The 15,987-nt window shown below is 69.1% G+C and carries 13 protein-coding genes; 7 read left to right on the top strand and 6 right to left on the bottom strand.

All coding sequences use genetic code 11. The annotated features are described in order from the left end of the window. Positions 1 to 140 precede the first annotated feature (140 nt). Both secA and ASF27_RS13675 read left to right on the top strand, forming a co-directional pair. Positions 141 to 3,029: a preprotein translocase subunit SecA gene (gene secA, locus ASF27_RS13680; protein WP_056360778.1), complete on the top strand. Its 2,889-nt coding sequence runs from the start codon at positions 141 to 143 to the stop codon at positions 3,027 to 3,029. After that, complete coding sequence (locus ASF27_RS13675) at positions 3,010 to 3,441, top strand: GNAT family N-acetyltransferase (RefSeq protein ID WP_056360777.1); 432 nt, start codon at positions 3,010 to 3,012, stop codon at positions 3,439 to 3,441. The genes secA and ASF27_RS13675 overlap by 20 nt, the downstream gene beginning before the upstream one ends. A 91-nt stretch (positions 3,442 to 3,532) precedes the next feature. Here the strand turns inward: ASF27_RS13675 and ASF27_RS13670 are convergent, their stop codons facing one another. Together ASF27_RS13670 and ispG are read right to left on the bottom strand one after the other, a co-directional pair. Next, entirely contained in the window at positions 3,533 to 5,479 is a 1,947-nt protein-coding gene (locus ASF27_RS13670) for a potassium transporter Kup (protein WP_056266788.1), read from the bottom strand. Between the two features lie 205 nt (positions 5,480 to 5,684). Further along, positions 5,685 to 6,992 carry a flavodoxin-dependent (E)-4-hydroxy-3-methylbut-2-enyl-diphosphate synthase gene (gene ispG / locus ASF27_RS13665; protein ID WP_056306269.1) on the bottom strand — a complete coding sequence of 436 codons (1,308 nt, stop codon included), beginning with the start codon at positions 6,990 to 6,992 and terminating at the stop codon, positions 5,685 to 5,687. Between the two features lie 361 nt (positions 6,993 to 7,353). Here ispG and ASF27_RS13660 point away from each other — a divergent pair, with 361 nt between their 5' ends. From ASF27_RS13660 to ASF27_RS13650, 3 genes are all read left to right on the top strand, one after another. Continuing rightward, positions 7,354 to 8,466 carry a patatin-like phospholipase family protein gene (locus ASF27_RS13660; protein WP_082479089.1) on the top strand — a complete coding sequence of 371 codons (1,113 nt, stop codon included), beginning with the start codon at positions 7,354 to 7,356 and terminating at the stop codon, positions 8,464 to 8,466. Positions 8,467 to 8,541: 75 nt separating this feature from the next. After that, entirely contained in the window at positions 8,542 to 9,159 is a 618-nt protein-coding gene (locus ASF27_RS13655) for a sigma-70 family RNA polymerase sigma factor (protein ID WP_056172628.1), read from the top strand. Between the two features lie 265 nt (positions 9,160 to 9,424). Then, positions 9,425 to 10,189, top strand: coding sequence for a hypothetical protein (locus ASF27_RS13650; RefSeq protein WP_056306271.1), 765 nt, complete (start codon positions 9,425 to 9,427; stop codon positions 10,187 to 10,189). A gap of 141 nt (positions 10,190 to 10,330) precedes the next feature. Here ASF27_RS13650 and ASF27_RS23425 read toward each other — a convergent pair whose 3' ends face one another. Both ASF27_RS23425 and ASF27_RS13645 read right to left on the bottom strand, forming a co-directional pair. Then, on the bottom strand, positions 10,331 to 10,459 hold the full coding sequence (locus ASF27_RS23425; RefSeq protein WP_277996073.1) for a hypothetical protein: 129 nt from the start codon (positions 10,457 to 10,459) through the stop codon (positions 10,331 to 10,333). 333 nt (positions 10,460 to 10,792) lie between these two features. Then, positions 10,793 to 11,842, bottom strand: coding sequence for a bifunctional riboflavin kinase/FAD synthetase (locus tag ASF27_RS13645; RefSeq protein WP_056361052.1), 1,050 nt, complete (start codon positions 11,840 to 11,842; stop codon positions 10,793 to 10,795). 262 nt (positions 11,843 to 12,104) lie between these two features. Here ASF27_RS13645 and ASF27_RS13640 point away from each other — a divergent pair, with 262 nt between their 5' ends. Further along, positions 12,105 to 12,488: a response regulator gene (locus ASF27_RS13640; RefSeq protein WP_018046001.1), complete on the top strand. Its 384-nt coding sequence runs from the start codon at positions 12,105 to 12,107 to the stop codon at positions 12,486 to 12,488. Positions 12,489 to 12,650: 162 nt separating this feature from the next. Next, positions 12,651 to 13,184 (top strand): protein phosphatase CheZ, encoded by a 534-nt coding sequence (locus ASF27_RS13635; protein ID WP_056172621.1) that lies wholly within the window; start codon positions 12,651 to 12,653, stop codon positions 13,182 to 13,184. A gap of 104 nt (positions 13,185 to 13,288) precedes the next feature. On the opposite strand, the gene ASF27_RS13630 is transcribed toward ASF27_RS13635, so the two are convergent. Together ASF27_RS13630 and ASF27_RS13625 are read right to left on the bottom strand one after the other, a co-directional pair. After that, positions 13,289 to 14,176, bottom strand: coding sequence for a TIGR01459 family HAD-type hydrolase (locus tag ASF27_RS13630; RefSeq protein WP_056360775.1), 888 nt, complete (start codon positions 14,174 to 14,176; stop codon positions 13,289 to 13,291). Between the two features lie 77 nt (positions 14,177 to 14,253). Further along, positions 14,254 to 15,693 (bottom strand): EAL domain-containing protein, encoded by a 1,440-nt coding sequence (locus ASF27_RS13625; RefSeq protein ID WP_056266779.1) that lies wholly within the window; start codon positions 15,691 to 15,693, stop codon positions 14,254 to 14,256. Between the last annotated feature and the right edge of the window lie 294 nt (positions 15,694 to 15,987).

Raw genomic sequence — 15,987 nt, 5'->3', positions numbered from 1 at the left:
CGACGCCGTTCCGCCTTCGCGAACCTGAGGACATCGACGTTCGCGAGGGCGCGGCTCTTTCGGATGCGTCGGGCAATATTTACCTCTATAAGCCCGGCCAACATTCGCCTTCACGCTTTTCGATCGACCGTAGGTTCACGATGCTCGGTGCCCTCGCCAAGAAGATTTTCGGCTCGTCCAACGACCGGCGCGTGAAGGGCTACCGTCCCCGTGTGGCCGAGATCAACGCCCTGGAGCCGCAGCTGGCCAGCCTGTCCGACGCGGATCTGCGCGCGCGGACCGACATGCTCAAGGGCGAGCTCGCCGCCGGCAAGTCCCTCGACGATATCCTGATTCCCGCCTTCGCCACCGTGCGCGAAGCCGCCAAGCGCGCGCTCGGTCAGCGCCACTTCGACGTGCAGCTCATCGGCGGCATGGTGCTCCACGAGAGCGGCATTGCCGAGATGCGCACGGGCGAGGGCAAGACCCTGGTGGCGACCCTGCCGGTCTACCTCAACGCCCTCTCGGGCCTCGGCGTCCACGTGGTGACCGTGAACGACTACCTCGCGTCGCGCGACGCCGAGTGGATGGGCCGCGTCTACCGCTTCCTCGGCCTCACCGTCGGCACCATCGTGCACGGGCTCGACGACGAGCAGCGCAAGGCGGCCTATGCCTGCGACATCACCTACGGCACCAACAACGAGTTCGGGTTCGACTACCTGCGCGACAACATGAAGTACGAGCTCTCCCAGCTCGCCCAGCGCGGCCACAATTTCGCGATCGTGGACGAGGTCGATTCGATCCTCATCGACGAGGCGCGTACCCCGCTCATCATCTCCGGCCCCGTGGACGACCGCTCGGAGCTCTACGTCTCCGTCGATGCGCTGATGCCCCATCTGGAGAAGGAGCATTACGACCTCGACGAAAAGCAGCGCACGGTCTCGCTCACCGAGAGCGGCAACGAGTTCATCGAGGACCTTTTACGCGGAGCGGATCTGCTGAAAGAGGGCGATCTCTACGACGCCCACAACGTCTCCCTCGTCCACCACGTGAACCAGGCGCTGCGCGCCCACACCCTGTTCACTCTGGACAAGGACTACATCGTCAAGAACGACGAGGTGGTGATCATCGACGAGTTCACCGGCCGCATGATGCAGGGCCGGCGCTACTCGGAAGGCCTGCACCAAGCCCTCGAGGCCAAGGAGCGGGTCACGATCCAGCCCGAGAACCAGACGCTCGCCTCGATCACCTTCCAGAACTACTTCCGCCTCTATTCCAACCTCGCCGGCATGACCGGCACGGCCTCGACGGAGGCCGACGAGTTCGCCGAGATCTACAAGCTCGAAGTCGTCGACATCCCGACCAACAAGGAGGTCGAGCGCGTCGACGAGGACGACGAGGTCTACCGGACCGTGGGCGAGAAGTACGACGGCATCATCGCCGAGATCGAGAAGGCGCATGCGCGCCACCAGCCGATCCTGGTCGGCACCGGCTCCATCGAGAAGTCGCAGCATCTGGCCGAGATGCTCACCAAGGCCGGCTTCACGCCGCTCGATTACTCGGACCTCAACGCCCTCACCGACGTCTACGCGGCCGCCCGGGAGGGCCGGGTGACGAAGCGCTTCGCCGTGCTCAACGCCCGCTTCCACGAGCAGGAGGCCTATATCGTGGCGGAGGCCGGCGTGCCCGGTGCCATCACCATCGCGACGAACATGGCCGGGCGCGGCACCGACATCAAACTCGGCGGCAACGTCGAGATGCGCGTCGAGAAGGAGCTCGCGGGCATTCCCGAGGGCGCGGAACGCGAGGCCAGGATCGAGGCGATCAAGGCCGAGATCGCCGAGTACCGCGAGAAGGTGCTGGCGTCGGGCGAGCCGGCCGACCCGGAGGCCGGTCGCAAGAAGGCCCTGCCGGGCGGCCTCTACATCATCGGCACCGAGCGCCACGAGTCGCGCCGCATCGACAATCAGCTGCGCGGCCGCTCCGGTCGTCAGGGCGATCCCGGCCGTTCGAAGTTCTACCTGTCGTTACAGGACGATCTCATGCGGATCTTCGGGTCCGATCGCATGGACGGCATGCTGACGCGCCTCGGCCTGGAGCAGGGCGAGGCGATCATTCACCCATGGATCAACAAGGCCATCGAGAAGGCGCAGCAGAAGGTCGAGGCGCGCAACTTCGACATGCGCAAGAACGTGCTCAAGTACGACAACGTCATGAACGACCAGCGCAAGGTGGTGTTCGAGCAGCGTCGCGACTTCATGGGCCAGGAGAGCGTGCGCGACACCGTCGACGAGATGCGCCACGGCGTCGTCGACGACCTCGTCGCCGTCCACGTGCCCGAGAACGCCTACGCCGAGCAGTGGGATGTCGAGGGCCTGCGCGAGCGGGTCCAGACCGTTCTCAACCTCGACGTGCCGGTGGAGGATTGGGCCAAGGAAGAGGGCATCGCCGACGAGGAGATGCGCGACCGCCTGCGCCAGTCGGCCGACGACGCCTATGCGGCCCGGACCGAGAAGAACACGCCCGAGGTGATGACTTATGTCGAGAAGCAGGTGCTCCTGCAGACCCTCGACCATCTCTGGCGCGAGCACCTCGTCACCCTCGACCACCTGCGTCAGGTGGTGGGCTGGCGCGGTGTGGCCCAGCGCGATCCGCTGAACGAGTACAAGTCGGAGGCCTTCGACCTGTTCAACGGCCTCGTCGGCAGCTTGCGCGAGCAGGTCACCCAGCAGCTCGCTCGCATCGAGATCATGTACGAGGACCCGGCGTCCGAGGAGACCCCGTTCGCCTCCCCCGCCCTGCCCCAGATGTTCGCCCAGCACCTCGATCCCGTCACCGGCGAGAACGAGTTCGGCCGTTCAGGCACGGGAACCGACGGCGGGGCCGGACCGGCCTACGGCTACGCCGCGCAGGCGATGCCCACGGACACGGCGGTGCTGGAGCGCGACCCCACGGACGCCACCACCTGGGGCCGGGTCGCGCGCAACGAGCCCTGCCCGTGCGGCTCGGGCAAGAAGTACAAGCACTGCCATGGCGCTTTCGCCGCCTGAGCCCCGGACGGTGGTCACCTACGGCATCGAGCCGGATCTCGACGTGGCGGAGTTCCGCCGCGTCCTCGTCGAATCGGGCCTGGCACCACGCCGGCCCGCCGACGATCCCGCACGGTTGGAGATGATGCTGGCGGCGGCCGACCTCGTCGTCACTGCCCGCCGCGACGGCGCCCTCGTGGGCGTGGCCCGCACCCTCACCGACTTTTCGTTCTGCGCCTACCTGTCGGATCTCGCCGTGTGCCGCTCGGCGCAGGGCCTTGGCATCGGCCAGGGCCTGATCGCCGCGACGCGCGAAGCGATCGGCCCGCAGGCCTCGCTCCTGCTCACGGCCGCCCCCGACGCGATCACCTTCTACGAACGCATCGCCATGCCGCGGGTGGCCGACGCGTTCCGGTACGACCGGGAGGCGTGAGGGGCGAACACAGCCCATAACCTCGCAAATCCGGAGTCAGATTCCGGGTTTGCGAGGTTGTTTGCTCAAGGAGAGGGGTGGGCGATGCCCCTCACACCGTCACCTGGGTCCCGACCTCGACCACCCGCCCCGTGGGGATCTGGAAGAAGTCCGTGGCGTCGTTGGCGTTCTTGGCCAGCGTGATGAAGATCCGGTCCTGCCACAGGGGCATGCCCGAATGGGCCGCCGGGCGGATGGAGCGCCGCGACAGGAAGAACGACGTCGCCATGATGTCGAACTTGAAGCCCTGCTTCTTCAGGAGGGTCAGGGTCCGGGGGATGTTGGGCGATTCCATGTAGCCGAACTTCATCACCACCTTGGAGAAGTGCGGGCCGATGGGCTCGATGCGGACGCGGTCGACGGCGCGGGCCCGGGGCGTGTCCACGGTCTCCACCGTGAGCACCACGTTCTTCTCGTGCAGTACCTTGTTGTGCTTGAGATTGTGCAGCAGGGCCGCCGGCGCGATGTAGGGATCGCTGGTGAGGAACACCGCCGTGCCGCGCACGTGGTGCGGCGGGCTCTTCTCCAGCATGCCGACGAGTTCGGTGAGCGGCACGTCGGTCTTGCGGGTCTTGTTGATGAGGATCGCGACGCCGCGCACCCAGGTCCACATCACGACGATGAGGGCGCCGGCGAACAGCAGGGGCACGTAGCCGCCCTCGAACACCTTGAGCATGTTCGACAGGAGAAACAGGAACTCCAAGGCGGCGAACGGCAGGATCGCAAGGCCCGCGGCCCAGGGGGACCACTTCCAGGTCTTCCACAGCACGAGGAAGGCGAGGCTCGCGGTGATGAGCATCGTGCCGGTCACCGCGATGCCGTAGGCCGAGGCGAGGGCGGCGGACGAGCGGAACAGGATCGCCAGGATGACGACGCCGACCATCAGGAGCGCGTTGATCTGCGGCAGGTAGATCTGCCCCGAATGCGATTCCGAGGTGTGGCGGATCTCGAGGCGCGGCAGCAGGCCGAGCTGGATCGCCTGGCGCGACAGGGAGAACGCGCCGGTGATCACCGCCTGGCTCGCCGTCACCGTGGCGGCGGTGGCGAGCAGCACCATGGGCAGTAGGCCCCATTCGGGCACGAGCTGGAAGAACGGGTCGCTCGTGTCGGGCTTCGCCAGCACCAGGGCGGCCTGGCCGAAATAGTTGAGCACGAGGCAGGGCGCCACGAGGTAGAGCCACGCGATCTGGATCGGCCGGCGGCCGAAATGCCCGAGATCGGCGAACAGGGCCTCGGCCCCCGTCACCGCGAGGAACACCGCGCCGAGCGCCACCAGGGCACCGGTGCCGTGGCCGAGCAGGTAATGCAGGGCGTAGTACGGGTTGATGGCCCAGAACACGTCCGGGGTGGCGTAGATGTGCGGCAGGGCGGCGAGCGCCATGGCGGCGAACCACACGGCCATGACCGGCCCGAAGAAGGTCGCCACTTTCCCCGTGCCCCGGTTCTGGATCAGGAACAGGGGTACGATGATCGCGATGGTGATGGGCAGGACGTAGGCCTCGAAGGCCGGGGTGACGAGTTTCAGCCCCTCCACCGCCGACAGCACCGAGATGGCGGGCGTGATGATGGCGTCGCCGTAGAACAGCGACGCCCCGAGCAGGCCGAACATGAACACGATGCGCGAGCCGCCGAGCGCCGAGCGGGCCAGCGCCATGAGTGAGAGGATGCCGCCCTCGCCGTTGTTGTCCATCCGCATAAGGATGACGACGTATTTGATGGTGACGATAAGGAGCAGCGCCCACAGGATGAGCGAGGCGACGCCCAGCACCTCCTCGCGCAGGAGGATGCCGTCGGCGCGGGCGGAGACCAGGGCCTCACGGAAGGCGTAGAGCGGGCTCGTGCCGATGTCGCCGTAGACGACGCCGACGGAGCCCAGCACCAGGGTCCACAGGCTGGCCGGTGCGTGGGCCCGGCCCGTCTCCGCGTCGATGGCCGCCGCGGACGGGTCCCCCCCCTCGGGGGTGGGACCGGGCGCGCTCGGAATGGCGGATTGCGTCATGCGGCTCGATCGCGACGTGTTGCGAGCCCGGGCTTTTCGCGACGCACCATCGGGAGTGCGCGAAGAACGCGGGGCCGGTCCCGACGGGGTCGGGCAGCGGGGATTAGGCTGCGGTCACGCTATCATGCGGCGCAGCACGCGAGAACGGCAACCCGCTCGGGATCACCGTTCGGCCAACAGGCATGGCGCGCGCCGCGAGCGGCGGCTACTCCGCGGCGCTGCGGGTGCCGGCGCCGAAGCGGCGCTCGATGTAGTCGGTCACCACGGTCTCGAAGTCCTTGGCGAGGGTCGGCCCGCGCAAGGTCATGGCCTTCTTGCCGTCGATGAACACCGGGGCGGTGGGGGTCTCGCCGGTGCCCGGGAGCGAGATGCCGATATCGGCATGCTTCGATTCGCCGGGGCCGTTGACGATGCAGCCCATCACCGCGACGTTGAGACCCTCGACGCCGGGATACGCCTTCTTCCACGCGGGCATCGACGTGACGATCCAGTTCTGGATGTCGCGGGCGAGTTCCTGGAACGTGGTGGAGGTGGTGCGTCCGCAGCCGGGGCAGGCCGCCACCAGGGGGACGAAGGTCCGGAAGCCCATGGTCTGCAGCAATTCCTGCGCGGCCTTGACCTCGACGGTGCGGTCGCCGCCCGGCTCCGGAGTGAGGGAGTAGCGGATGGTGTCGCCGATGCCTTCCTGCAGCAGAACGCCGATGGCGGCGGAGGCGGCGACGAGGCCCTTCGAGCCCATGCCGGCCTCGGTGAGACCGAGATGGATCGCGAAGTCCGAGCGGCGCGCCACCTCGCGGTAGACGGCGATGAGGTCCTGTACCGCCGAGACCTTGGCCGAGAGGATGATCCGGTCCTTCGGCAGACCGAGTTCCACGGCGCGCTCGGCCGAGGACAGCGCCGAGCGCACCATCGCCTCGCGCATCACCGCGCGGGCGTCGATGGGCCGGGGCAGCCGGGCGTTCTCGTCCATGAGGTGCGTGAGGAGTGCCTCGTCGAGGGAGCCCCAGTTGGCGCCGATGCGTACGGTCTTGCCGTAGCGGATCGCCTGCTCGACGATGGTCGAGAACTGGGTGTCCTTCTTCTCCTTGAAGCCGACATTGCCGGGGTTGATCCGGTACTTCGCCAGGGCCTCGGCACAGGCCGGATGGTCGGCGAGGAGCTTGTGGCCGATGTAGTGGAAATCGCCGACCAAGGGCACGTGGATGCCGATGCGGTCGAGGCGCTCGCGAATCTTCGGCACCGCCATGGCCGCCTCGTCGCGGTCGACGGTGATGCGCACGAGTTCCGATCCCGCGCGGGAGAGCTGGGCCACCTGCGCCACCGTGCCGTCGATATCGGCGGTGTCGGTGTTGGTCATCGACTGCACGACGATGGGGGCACCGCCGCCCACCATGACGGCTCCTTCCCCGGACCCGACCATGACGCCGACGGTGCGGTGACGGGGGCTGGGACCGGCGATCTCGGGGGCGTTGCCGCTGATCGGGTTGGCAGGGGTCGCGTCCATGGCTTCCATCGTTGATCCGTGCGCTCCGAGGAACCTCCGCCGGCCTTGCGGCTTTGGTCCGTCCGCGAGGGCGCCATTGAGCCCGGCTGGGCGATCCGGCCGGTGGCGTCCACCACGCCCTCTTGTCTACGCTCTCGACCGTTTAGCTGAGATGACGGTGAGCAGGCGTCAAGCCCGCACCGTCCCGATGGTCAGGGGCGCTGGTCTGGTGTCAGGCCATCCCATGTCCGATCCGGGGCGAGATGTCGAGTTCATCGCTGCGCCGGACAAATGGCTGCACTGCGCGCCGTGGGGGGAACCGGGGGCGTCCCGGCCCGATTGTTGCCCTGTCGCATCATATGTTGCGGTGCACCATCCATTTGGAGGCCCCATGCTCGACGCGAATCAGGACGTGCCCCTCGACTCACCCGCTGATATCGGTCCCGGTGGGTCCTGCCCCGAGCGGGCCACGGCGCCGACGCAGGTCCTGGCCGGTCCGCATGCGGAGAAGACCGTCGCGTTGGCGCTCCAGGGCGGCGGGGCACATGGGGCTTTCACCTGGGGTGTGCTCGATGCGCTGATCGAGGACGGACGCCTCGGCTTCGAGGCGATCACCGGAGCGAGCGCCGGAGCCATGAACGCCGTGGTGATGGTCGACGGCTGGCTCGAGGGTGGTCCCGATGGGGCACGCACCGCCCTGGAGACGTTCTGGCGCGAAGTGAGCCTCGACAGCGATCTCTGGCCGGTCCAGCGCGGGGCCCTGAACGGCCTGTTCGCCTTGTGGAAGGACAACCCCGTCGTCGAGTTCTGGGGCCGCGTGATCAAGACGAGCCCCTACGCGTCGAACCCGCTGAACTACAACCCCCTGCGCAAGGCCCTGGCGAAGCAGGTGAACTTCGACCGCCTGCGCGAGGCCGAGACGGCGGCGGTGTTCGTGTCCGCCACCAATGTCTGGACCGGCAAGCTCGCGGTGTTCGAGCGCTCGGACCTCAAGGTCGATCACCTCATGGCCTCGGCCTGCCTGCCGACGGTGTTCCAGGCGGTGGAGATCGACGGCGTGCCCTACTGGGACGGAGGCTATCTCGGCAATCCACCGCTCTATCCCCTGTACCGGGGGGCGGAGACCCGCGACATCGTCCTGGTGCAGATCAACCCGGTGGAGCGGCGCGAGACCCCACGCACGCAGCAGGAGATCCAGGATCGCCTCAACGAGATCACCTTCAACGCCAACCTCATGCGGGAATTGCGCGCCATCGATTTCCTCGACGGCCTCATCGCCGAGGGCGTGCTCGGACAGGGCGGCTACAAGTCGCAATACGTCCACCGCATCGACGGCACCGGCGCCCTCGACGACTATCAGGCGTCCTCGCGCCTCGACGCGCGTCTACGGGTGTTCGAGCGCCTGCGCGACAAGGGCCGGGGTGCGGCCCAGGCGTGGCTCGCCGAGACCTACGATCAGGTCGGCCGGACCTGCAGCCTCAACCTGCAGGCCACCTACGCTTAGGCGCGTTTCGACGGAACGGAGCGATGCCCTGGGGGTCGGCGGGATTAATCCCGTCGGCCAACCGTTATACCTACTATGACGACCGAACCGATCCGGCCCGGCTCCGCCACATCCATCGTCGATCTCATGGTGCCCCTGCGGCGCTACGCGCGATCGTTGACCCGCGACAGTCTCCGGGCCGACGACCTCGTGCACGACGCCCTGGTGCGGGCCCTCGAATCGGGTCAGATCCACCGACCCAACACCAACCTGCGCACCTGGATGATGACGGTGCTGCACAACGTCTTCATCGATGAGCAGCGGCGCAAACGCGTGGAATCACGCCATGCCGAAGCCCTCGTGCAGATGAGCGAAGAGGTCGCCCAGCCCGCTCAGGAGGCTCAGGTGCGCCTCGCCCAGATCCGCCGCGCCTTCCTCACCCTTCCGGAAGAGCAGCGCGCCGCCCTGCACCTCGTCACCCTCGAAGGCATGGCCTACGCCGATGCCGCCGCGGTCCTCGGCATTCCCATCGGAACCCTGATGTCACGGCTCGGTCGCGGCCGCGCCGCCCTTCGGGCCTTCGAGGAAGGCGAGCGCGATCTCCCAGAACAGCGTAGCCCCCCACCGGAGCGACCGCGCCTGCGCCTCGTGCCCCAGCAAGCTGGGCCGGGCGCGGGCGCAGGGCTCGGGGGACGAGCCGCCGGGAAGAGCTGACCGTTTCGCAAAGAAATACGATCGCCTATCATCGCCCGGCAACGGGCAGGATTCGATTGTCCGGCCCACACGAGCGGGTCCGCGGGACATCATCAGAAGGAACAGGGGCCGACGCACATCGCTCACGGGGTCGCATCGACCTCCGGACGAGGCGCCGGTCCAGACGATTGCCGAAGGCGTGGCCATCACGGCGACGAACCGACCGATCTGGCCGGACGACCATCGGCGCCGAGGCGCAGGCCAGAACCGAATGGAAGCGACAGCGATGGTCGACCCGATTACCGACACCGATCTCACCGCCTTCGTCGATGGACAGCTCGACGTGATGCGACGCCTCGACGTGGAAGCGCACCTTGCCCGCACCCCCGAGATCGCCGCCCGTGTGATGGCCGAGATGCACGACCGCGACGCCCTGCGCGAGGCGTTCGCGCGGATGCCGGGTTCCGGTCCGGAGCGCAATCGCGCGGCGGCCCGGCGCCTCGACCGATCCCTCGCCTGGCGCCGCGCCGGCGACCGCCTGCGCCGGGCCGCGGTCATCGCCCTCCTCGTCGGTGCCGGATGGCTCGCCCATTCGGACAGCTTCCTCCTCGGGGTGCCGGACACCTTCGCCGCACCGGTGGACCCGACGCTGGTGTCCGATGCCCGCAACGCCCGCGAGGCAGCCCAGATCCGCGGACGGCTGGCGGCCCAGCGCACCACCACCTACGACCGCACCGGCATCGCCGGCGCCACGGGCATCGCGCTCCCCGACCTGCCGGGCGACTGGACCGTGCGCGACGTCCAGATCGTGCCGGCCCGCAACGGCACCGGCGTCGAGGTGGTGATCGATGCCGGGGCCCTTGGCGAACTCTCCCTGTTCGCGACCCATGTCGGCAAGGCTGGCCCGGGCGAGGGCGAAGTCGCGAGCCCCGGCAACGGCGAGACTGCCTACTGGGCCGTCGGACGCACGGCCTATGCCTTGAGCGGCAGCGACCAGGTCGGCCTCAAGGCCGCCGCACAGCGGCTGGCCGCGACACCGACGAAGCTGTAGGGCCGCCGACCTGCGATCCCAACCCGCCGAAGCGTCGGCGGGTTTCGGTGTGCCTCCCGGGATGCCTGGTCGAGGCCGGTTGGTGTCGTGAGCGTCGGGACGGCAGACGCCATGACGCAGCGGGCGCTTCGTGAACCGTCGTCAGGCGGTCGCGAGGCGCCGACGGCCGAAGGCGCGGGCGCTCAAGGCGCGGACACCTCGGAACGGCAACAGCACCAGCCGCGCGAGGGCGGCGAGGGCGAGGACGAGGACAACCGTCAAGACGACCATCAGAGTTTTGACCATCAGGCACCTGCTTCGTGATCGGCACGTCGCGGCTCCGGAGGGGAGCCCGACCGTCGGCCCTGAGACAACCCCCGAACTTCGGCGAAACTGAGAGCGTCCCTCCGAGGCGCGCGAGCAGCCACGGAAGCCGGGAGCGGATGCGCGTACATCCGGCGTCATCCGCCCCGGCATCGTGTCCATCCGGCTGCGCGCCGAGGCCGCATCCCGGACGCGCAAAGATTGCGCCGCGGATGGTTAACGATTTGCTTATCGCATCGGGCGCCGGTCCGATGCCGCCCGCGAGGGTACCCTCGGGTCGGTCGGGGCAAGAACAAAAGCCTACAGCATCGACGGCACGGTGTCGGCGGCCAGGATCGCGCGGGCCTGCGCGGCATCGATGTCCATCCGGGCGATCAGGCTCTCGGCCGAGTCGAAGCGTTCCTCGCCCCGGATATGGGCCACGAGTTCCACGGTGATCGACTGGCCGTAGAGGTCGCGCGCGACGTCGAACAGGTTGACCTCGAGGAGGGGCGCACCGTCGTCGAAGGTCGGCCGCCGGCCGTAGCTCGCCACCCCGTTCCACACGGTTCCATCCGGCAGGGCCACCCGCACGGCGTAGATCCCGTGGGCGAGGCCGCAATCGCGCAGCGCGACGTTGGCGGTCGGATAGCCCAGCGTGCGCCCGCGCTTGTCCCCGTGCTGCACCACCCCCGAAACGAACCAGCGATAGCCGAGCAAGGCGTTGGCACGGGCGACGTCGCCCTCGGCCAGGGCCGCGCGGATCGCGCTCGACGAGACCGGGTCCATTACGTTCTCCGGAGAAACGGGTGACGAGGAAACGAATGATTCGGGAGGCGGCAGGGAAACGGCCGAGATGACGCGGCAGGTCAAGCCCGCATCCGCGCACAGTTCGGCCAGGATGGCCGGGGTGCCCTCGCGTCCGCGGCCGAAATGGAAATCGTGTCCGACGACGACGCCCGAGAGACCGAGATCCCGCACGAGCAGACCCTCGACGAAAGCACGCGCGCCCATGCCCGCCAGGGCGGCATCGAACCGGCGCACGATGAGGCCGTCGAGGCCGAGCCGGGCGAGCACCCGCTCCTTGGCCGCCGCGTCGGACAGGCGGAACATCGGCAGATGCGGCGCGAAATACGCCCGCGGATGCGGCTCGAAGGTGAGCGCCACGGCCGGCCGGCCGACCTCGCCGGCGGTCTCGCGCACGGCGGCCATCAGGGCGCGGTGGCCGAAATGGACGCCGTCGAAATTACCGATCGCCGCGATGGCCCCGGCGATGGCCGGCGGCACCGGCTCGTCCTCGCGGCAGACCGTGAAACGCCGGCCCGTCACAGGGACCGGGGCCGGCGGGGCTGTCCTGTCGCCGGGCGGCATCTTGTCCCAACATGGCTGTGGCAGGATGAGCGCGGCCTCGAAGGGCCGCGTTTCGCGGCGGAACCTGTCGAAATCCACCGGGAGGGTCAAGCGAGGCGTCTCGCCTCGCTCCGGGATGCCGACCCAGCACTGCAGTTAACCGCTTCGCAAGCCGATCGACCGTAGTTTCACGATCAAGGGCGCGGACACGGATTCGCCCCTGCCCATTCCCGAGCCGCCGCGGCGCACGCGGCGGCCTCGACCTGACGGAGCACACGCAACCATGGCCCTCGATCTCGGCATGCCGATCCTCGTCGTCGACGATTATCAGACGATGGTCCGTATCATCCGCAACCTTCTGAAGCAGCTCGGGTTCGAGGAGGTCGACGACGCCTCCGACGGCACCGCCGCCCTCGCCCGCCTGAAGAACCGCAAGTACGGCCTCGTGATCTCCGATTGGAACATGGAGCCGATGACGGGCTACGAGCTGCTGCGTCACGTGCGCGCCGACGAGGCCCTGCGCACCACGCCGTTCATCATGGTCACGGCCGAATCGAAGACCGAGAACGTCATCGCCGCCAAGAAGGCCGGCGTGAACAACTACATCGTCAAGCCGTTCAACGCCGCGACGTTGAAGAGCAAGATCGAGGCGGTCTGCGGCGCCTGACGCGGGCACCGATCCGTCGGATCGGTCCACGCATCGGTTGAGTTGCATCGCGCCGGAGCGAACGACTCTCGCTCCCCCGCAAGGGCCGGGCGGAGGTCGTCCGGCGGGCAAACGCACCAGTCTTTTCGACCCACCGGACGGCACAGGGAGAGGCGGGAGTCGATGGCACTCGCAAACAGGGCGCGCAAGGCGAACGCCGCGCCGGAAAAACCATCCCTGGTCCGGGAGCTCGTGGAGATCGCCGATTACATCGCGCATCTCCGCACCGAGATCGCCGCCCTGCGGGCCAACGAACTGACGCGTGACCGTCTGCCCATGGCGCACGAGGAGCTCGGCTGCGTCGTGGCCGCGACGGCGGGGGCGACGAACACGATCATGAACGCGGCCGAGGAAATCCTCGGCCTGCCGGATGACAGGAACTACCGTCCCGCCGTCGAGGCGCGGATGAACGACATCTTCGAGGCCTGCACCTTCCAGGACATCACCGGCCAGCGAATCACCAAGGTGGTCGACGCCCTGCGCCAGCTGGAGAGCCGCCTGTCGCGCTTCGCCGCCGCCGTGAAGGCCCGCGACGAGGGCGGAATCGACCCGGAAGAGGTCGAGCGCCGCGTCCGCAACGAGCTGCTGATTCTCAACGGGCCCCAGGTCAACGGACCGGCGACGGCCCAGGACGAGATCGACGCGATGTTCGCCTGATACTGTTTTCCGGATGCTCTATTCGGGGACCGTCTCAGGCAGCCCGCGCGGCGCCCGAGCGAAGCCCAAATCCGCATCGCGAAGCGATCGACCGGTATGAGATCCTACCAGACGAGGCGTTCGATGATCGCGTCCGGCCGCACGGACTGACGTCCGAGCCAGGCTGCGACGTCGCCGAGGGCGGCCTCCTCCGTCGAGACCCCCAATTCATCGGCATGGATGCCACGGGCGACGAGGAGATTCGGGATCCCGAACGCCGACGCTCCGGCGATGTCCGTGCGCAGGGCGTCGCCCACCGCGAGGACCCGCCCGGGCTCCGGGGCCGCGAGGCCGTCGAGGGCACCGGCCATCGCCAGGGCGGCCGCATAGACCGGCCGATACGGTTTTCCCGCATAGGCGACCCGACCGCCCAGCGCCGCGTAGGCTTCGGCGATGAGGCCGGCGCAGGGGATCAGAAGCCCGGCACGCTCGACCACAAGGTCCGGATTGGCGCAGATCATCGGCACGTCGCGCGCCCGCCATTCCTCCAGGGCCGGGCGATAATCGTCGGCCGTCTCCCGGGTGTCGTCGAACAACCCGGTGCAGACCACGCGTTCGGCCTCCTCCGCCGCGACGAGGCGGATATCGAGATCGGCGAAGATCGGCGCGTCGCGCTCGGGCCCGAGATGGTGGATCCGCGTGCCCGGCGCCTCGGCGAGCAGGCTGCGTGTGAGATCGCCCGAGGTCAGGATGGCGTCGTAGGCGTCGCGCGGCACGCCGTACCCGTCGAGGATCGTTCGGACACCCTCCCAGGGGCGCGGCGCGTTGGAGACCAGCACCACCCGGCGCGGTCGCGTGCCGCCCGGCAGGGCCCGGAAGCGGATCAGGGCCTCGCCCGCGCCGACATGCGCGCGCACGCCGTCATGCAGCACGCCCCAGACGTCACACAGGATCACGTCGAACCGGTCGGCGATGGCGCTGAGCCCTGAGATCGTGGGCACGGATTCGGTCATTGGGGGCCTGCGTGACGTCGGGGCATGGTGCGTCGCCCGGTTAGGCGCGGGCCCCCCTGAAAGCAACGCCCGGAACCCTATCCCGCGCGGCGCAGGAAATCCCGGAACGGGCGGCGCTGGGGCGGCGGCTCGGGTTCGTCGCCCGCCGACGGGACCGGCTCGGGCGGCGGCGGAACGGCCAGCACTTCGGCGCGCACGGCACGGGCGGGGGCGAACACCGTCCCCTGCGCCCGCGGAACGTTGAGGTCGATGAGATCCGGCACGTCGGTCTCGCGTTCGACGCGGTCGGCCACGAGCTGGATGCCCGCCCGGTCGAGCGCAGCGACGAGATCCTCCAGTGCGATATCGGGCAGGCCTTCGTGGATTCCGGGCCGCAGCAGCATGTCGGCGGGCACCTTCACCTGCCCGACGCCGCGGTCGGCCAGCGCCGAGGGATCGAGACGCAGGTCCACGGGACGGTCGAGGGTGAACCCGATGAGGCCGCGCAAATCCCCCAGGACCCCAGCCTGCTCGGCATCGAGGCTGCGCCAGCTCGACTGCGGCAGGGCAACCACGAGGCGGCCGGCGAGATCGGGCTCATCGGCCACGAGGCGGCCCAGGGAACGCAGGAAGCCCGGCTCGAACAGGGAGAGCGGCGACAGGCCGTAGGCGACGGCCGCCCGGCTGCCGCGTCCGGCCAGGTGCCGGGCCACGGTGGCCGTGCGCTGGAGCATGCGGCGGTCGAGGTCGGTGGTGCGGCCGTGACGCTCGAGGATGGACAGGAAGGCTTCGGGCGCCAGGAGGGTGCCGGACGGAAGCTCGCCCGCCCCGGCGACGCGCAGGCGCGCCACCGCCTCGTAGGAGACGACCTTGCGCTGCGGCAGGGAGACCACGGGCTGGAGATGGACTTCGAGACCGATCCCATCGAAGGCCGTCAGGATCGCGGCTTCGCGGCCGGCCTCCCGCGACGCGACCTCTCTCGCGGCCACATCGAGAGGTCGGGGAGTCCACGGCACGGCGGGAGCCGCCTGCCGGGGCGCCACCACGATCTCGGGTGCGACGGGCCGTGGCGCCGGTGTCGGGACCGGGGGCGCCGCCTTCAGGCCGGCGATCTCCCCGTCCTGGGTCGCCACCACGGCGGCGAGTTCACGCACGATGCCGCTGAGGAGGCCGATCTCGGCGGTGACCTCCTCGACGCCGGCGGCCAGGGCCGCCGTGTCGGCGCCGGCATTGGCCCCGGAAGCGGCCCCATCGGCGCGCACCTGCTGCTCTGCGATGAGTCGGGTGACGGATTCGAGGCGCACCAGGCGCTGGGACAGCACATCGAGCTCACTCGACAGCTTCTCGCAGCGGGCGGACAGGGCTCCGGCCCGGCGGTGGGCGAGGAGGGCCGCCGCACCACCGGCCGTGGCGAGGGCGAAGGCCCCGCCGAGGGGGGCATAGGCGGAGAGCGGGACCAAGGCGCCGAGTCCCAGGAAACCGAGACCCTTCAGACCAAGTGCCCACGGGCCGCCACGCCGGCCGACGATCCGGGCCATCGGTATGCTCTCACCTCGAACCCATGAAGGGCCGCACAACCGACGGTACGGATCGGTGGCAGCCAGACCGCCTTTGTCGCCGAGACGCCAGGCACTCACAAGATGCGTGCGCGACGGCCCACGCCGATTTTCGTCCGGTGTGACTTGGGTTTCCGGGTGATGGGGCGCGAGGGATCTGGAATGCCGGGGGACCCGGCGCTCGTCCTCGGCGCTTGCATCCCATCCGCACCGGTTCAACATGGCGGGTCGGGGCACCCGGGCGGCGTCGAGCCGGATTCGATCTCCGGCGCTGTG

Source organism: Methylobacterium sp. Leaf102 (assembly GCF_001422425.1).
Taxonomy (GTDB): Bacteria; Pseudomonadota; Alphaproteobacteria; order Rhizobiales; family Beijerinckiaceae; genus Methylobacterium.
The sequence above is the reverse complement of the archived record's forward strand: the minus strand, read 5'-3'. Positions and strand labels throughout refer to the sequence as shown.

What these genes read in the sequence shown, in the direction of transcription:
- secA (WP_056360778.1), top strand. Translation starts at nt 141, where the DNA reads ATGCTCGGTGCCCTCGCCAAGAAGATTTTCGGCTCGTCCAACGACCGG.
- ASF27_RS13675 (WP_056360777.1), top strand. Translation starts at nt 3,010, where the DNA reads ATGGCGCTTTCGCCGCCTGAGCCCCGGACGGTGGTCACCTACGGCATC.
- ASF27_RS13670 (WP_056266788.1), bottom strand. Translation starts at nt 5,479, where the DNA reads ATGACGCAATCCGCCATTCCGAGCGCGCCCGGTCCCACCCCCGAGGGG.
- ispG (WP_056306269.1), bottom strand. Translation starts at nt 6,992, where the DNA reads ATGGAAGCCATGGACGCGACCCCTGCCAACCCGATCAGCGGCAACGCC.
- ASF27_RS13660 (WP_082479089.1), top strand. Translation starts at nt 7,354, where the DNA reads ATGCTCGACGCGAATCAGGACGTGCCCCTCGACTCACCCGCTGATATC.
- ASF27_RS13655 (WP_056172628.1), top strand. Translation starts at nt 8,542, where the DNA reads ATGACGACCGAACCGATCCGGCCCGGCTCCGCCACATCCATCGTCGAT.
- ASF27_RS13650 (WP_056306271.1), top strand. Translation starts at nt 9,425, where the DNA reads ATGGTCGACCCGATTACCGACACCGATCTCACCGCCTTCGTCGATGGA.
- ASF27_RS23425 (WP_277996073.1), bottom strand. Translation starts at nt 10,459, where the DNA reads ATGGTCGTCTTGACGGTTGTCCTCGTCCTCGCCCTCGCCGCCCTCGCG.
- ASF27_RS13645 (WP_056361052.1), bottom strand. Translation starts at nt 11,842, where the DNA reads ATGCCGCCCGGCGACAGGACAGCCCCGCCGGCCCCGGTCCCTGTGACG.
- ASF27_RS13640 (WP_018046001.1), top strand. Translation starts at nt 12,105, where the DNA reads ATGGCCCTCGATCTCGGCATGCCGATCCTCGTCGTCGACGATTATCAG.
- ASF27_RS13635 (WP_056172621.1), top strand. Translation starts at nt 12,651, where the DNA reads ATGGCACTCGCAAACAGGGCGCGCAAGGCGAACGCCGCGCCGGAAAAA.
- ASF27_RS13630 (WP_056360775.1), bottom strand. Translation starts at nt 14,176, where the DNA reads ATGACCGAATCCGTGCCCACGATCTCAGGGCTCAGCGCCATCGCCGAC.
- ASF27_RS13625 (WP_056266779.1), bottom strand. Translation starts at nt 15,693, where the DNA reads ATGGCCCGGATCGTCGGCCGGCGTGGCGGCCCGTGGGCACTTGGTCTG.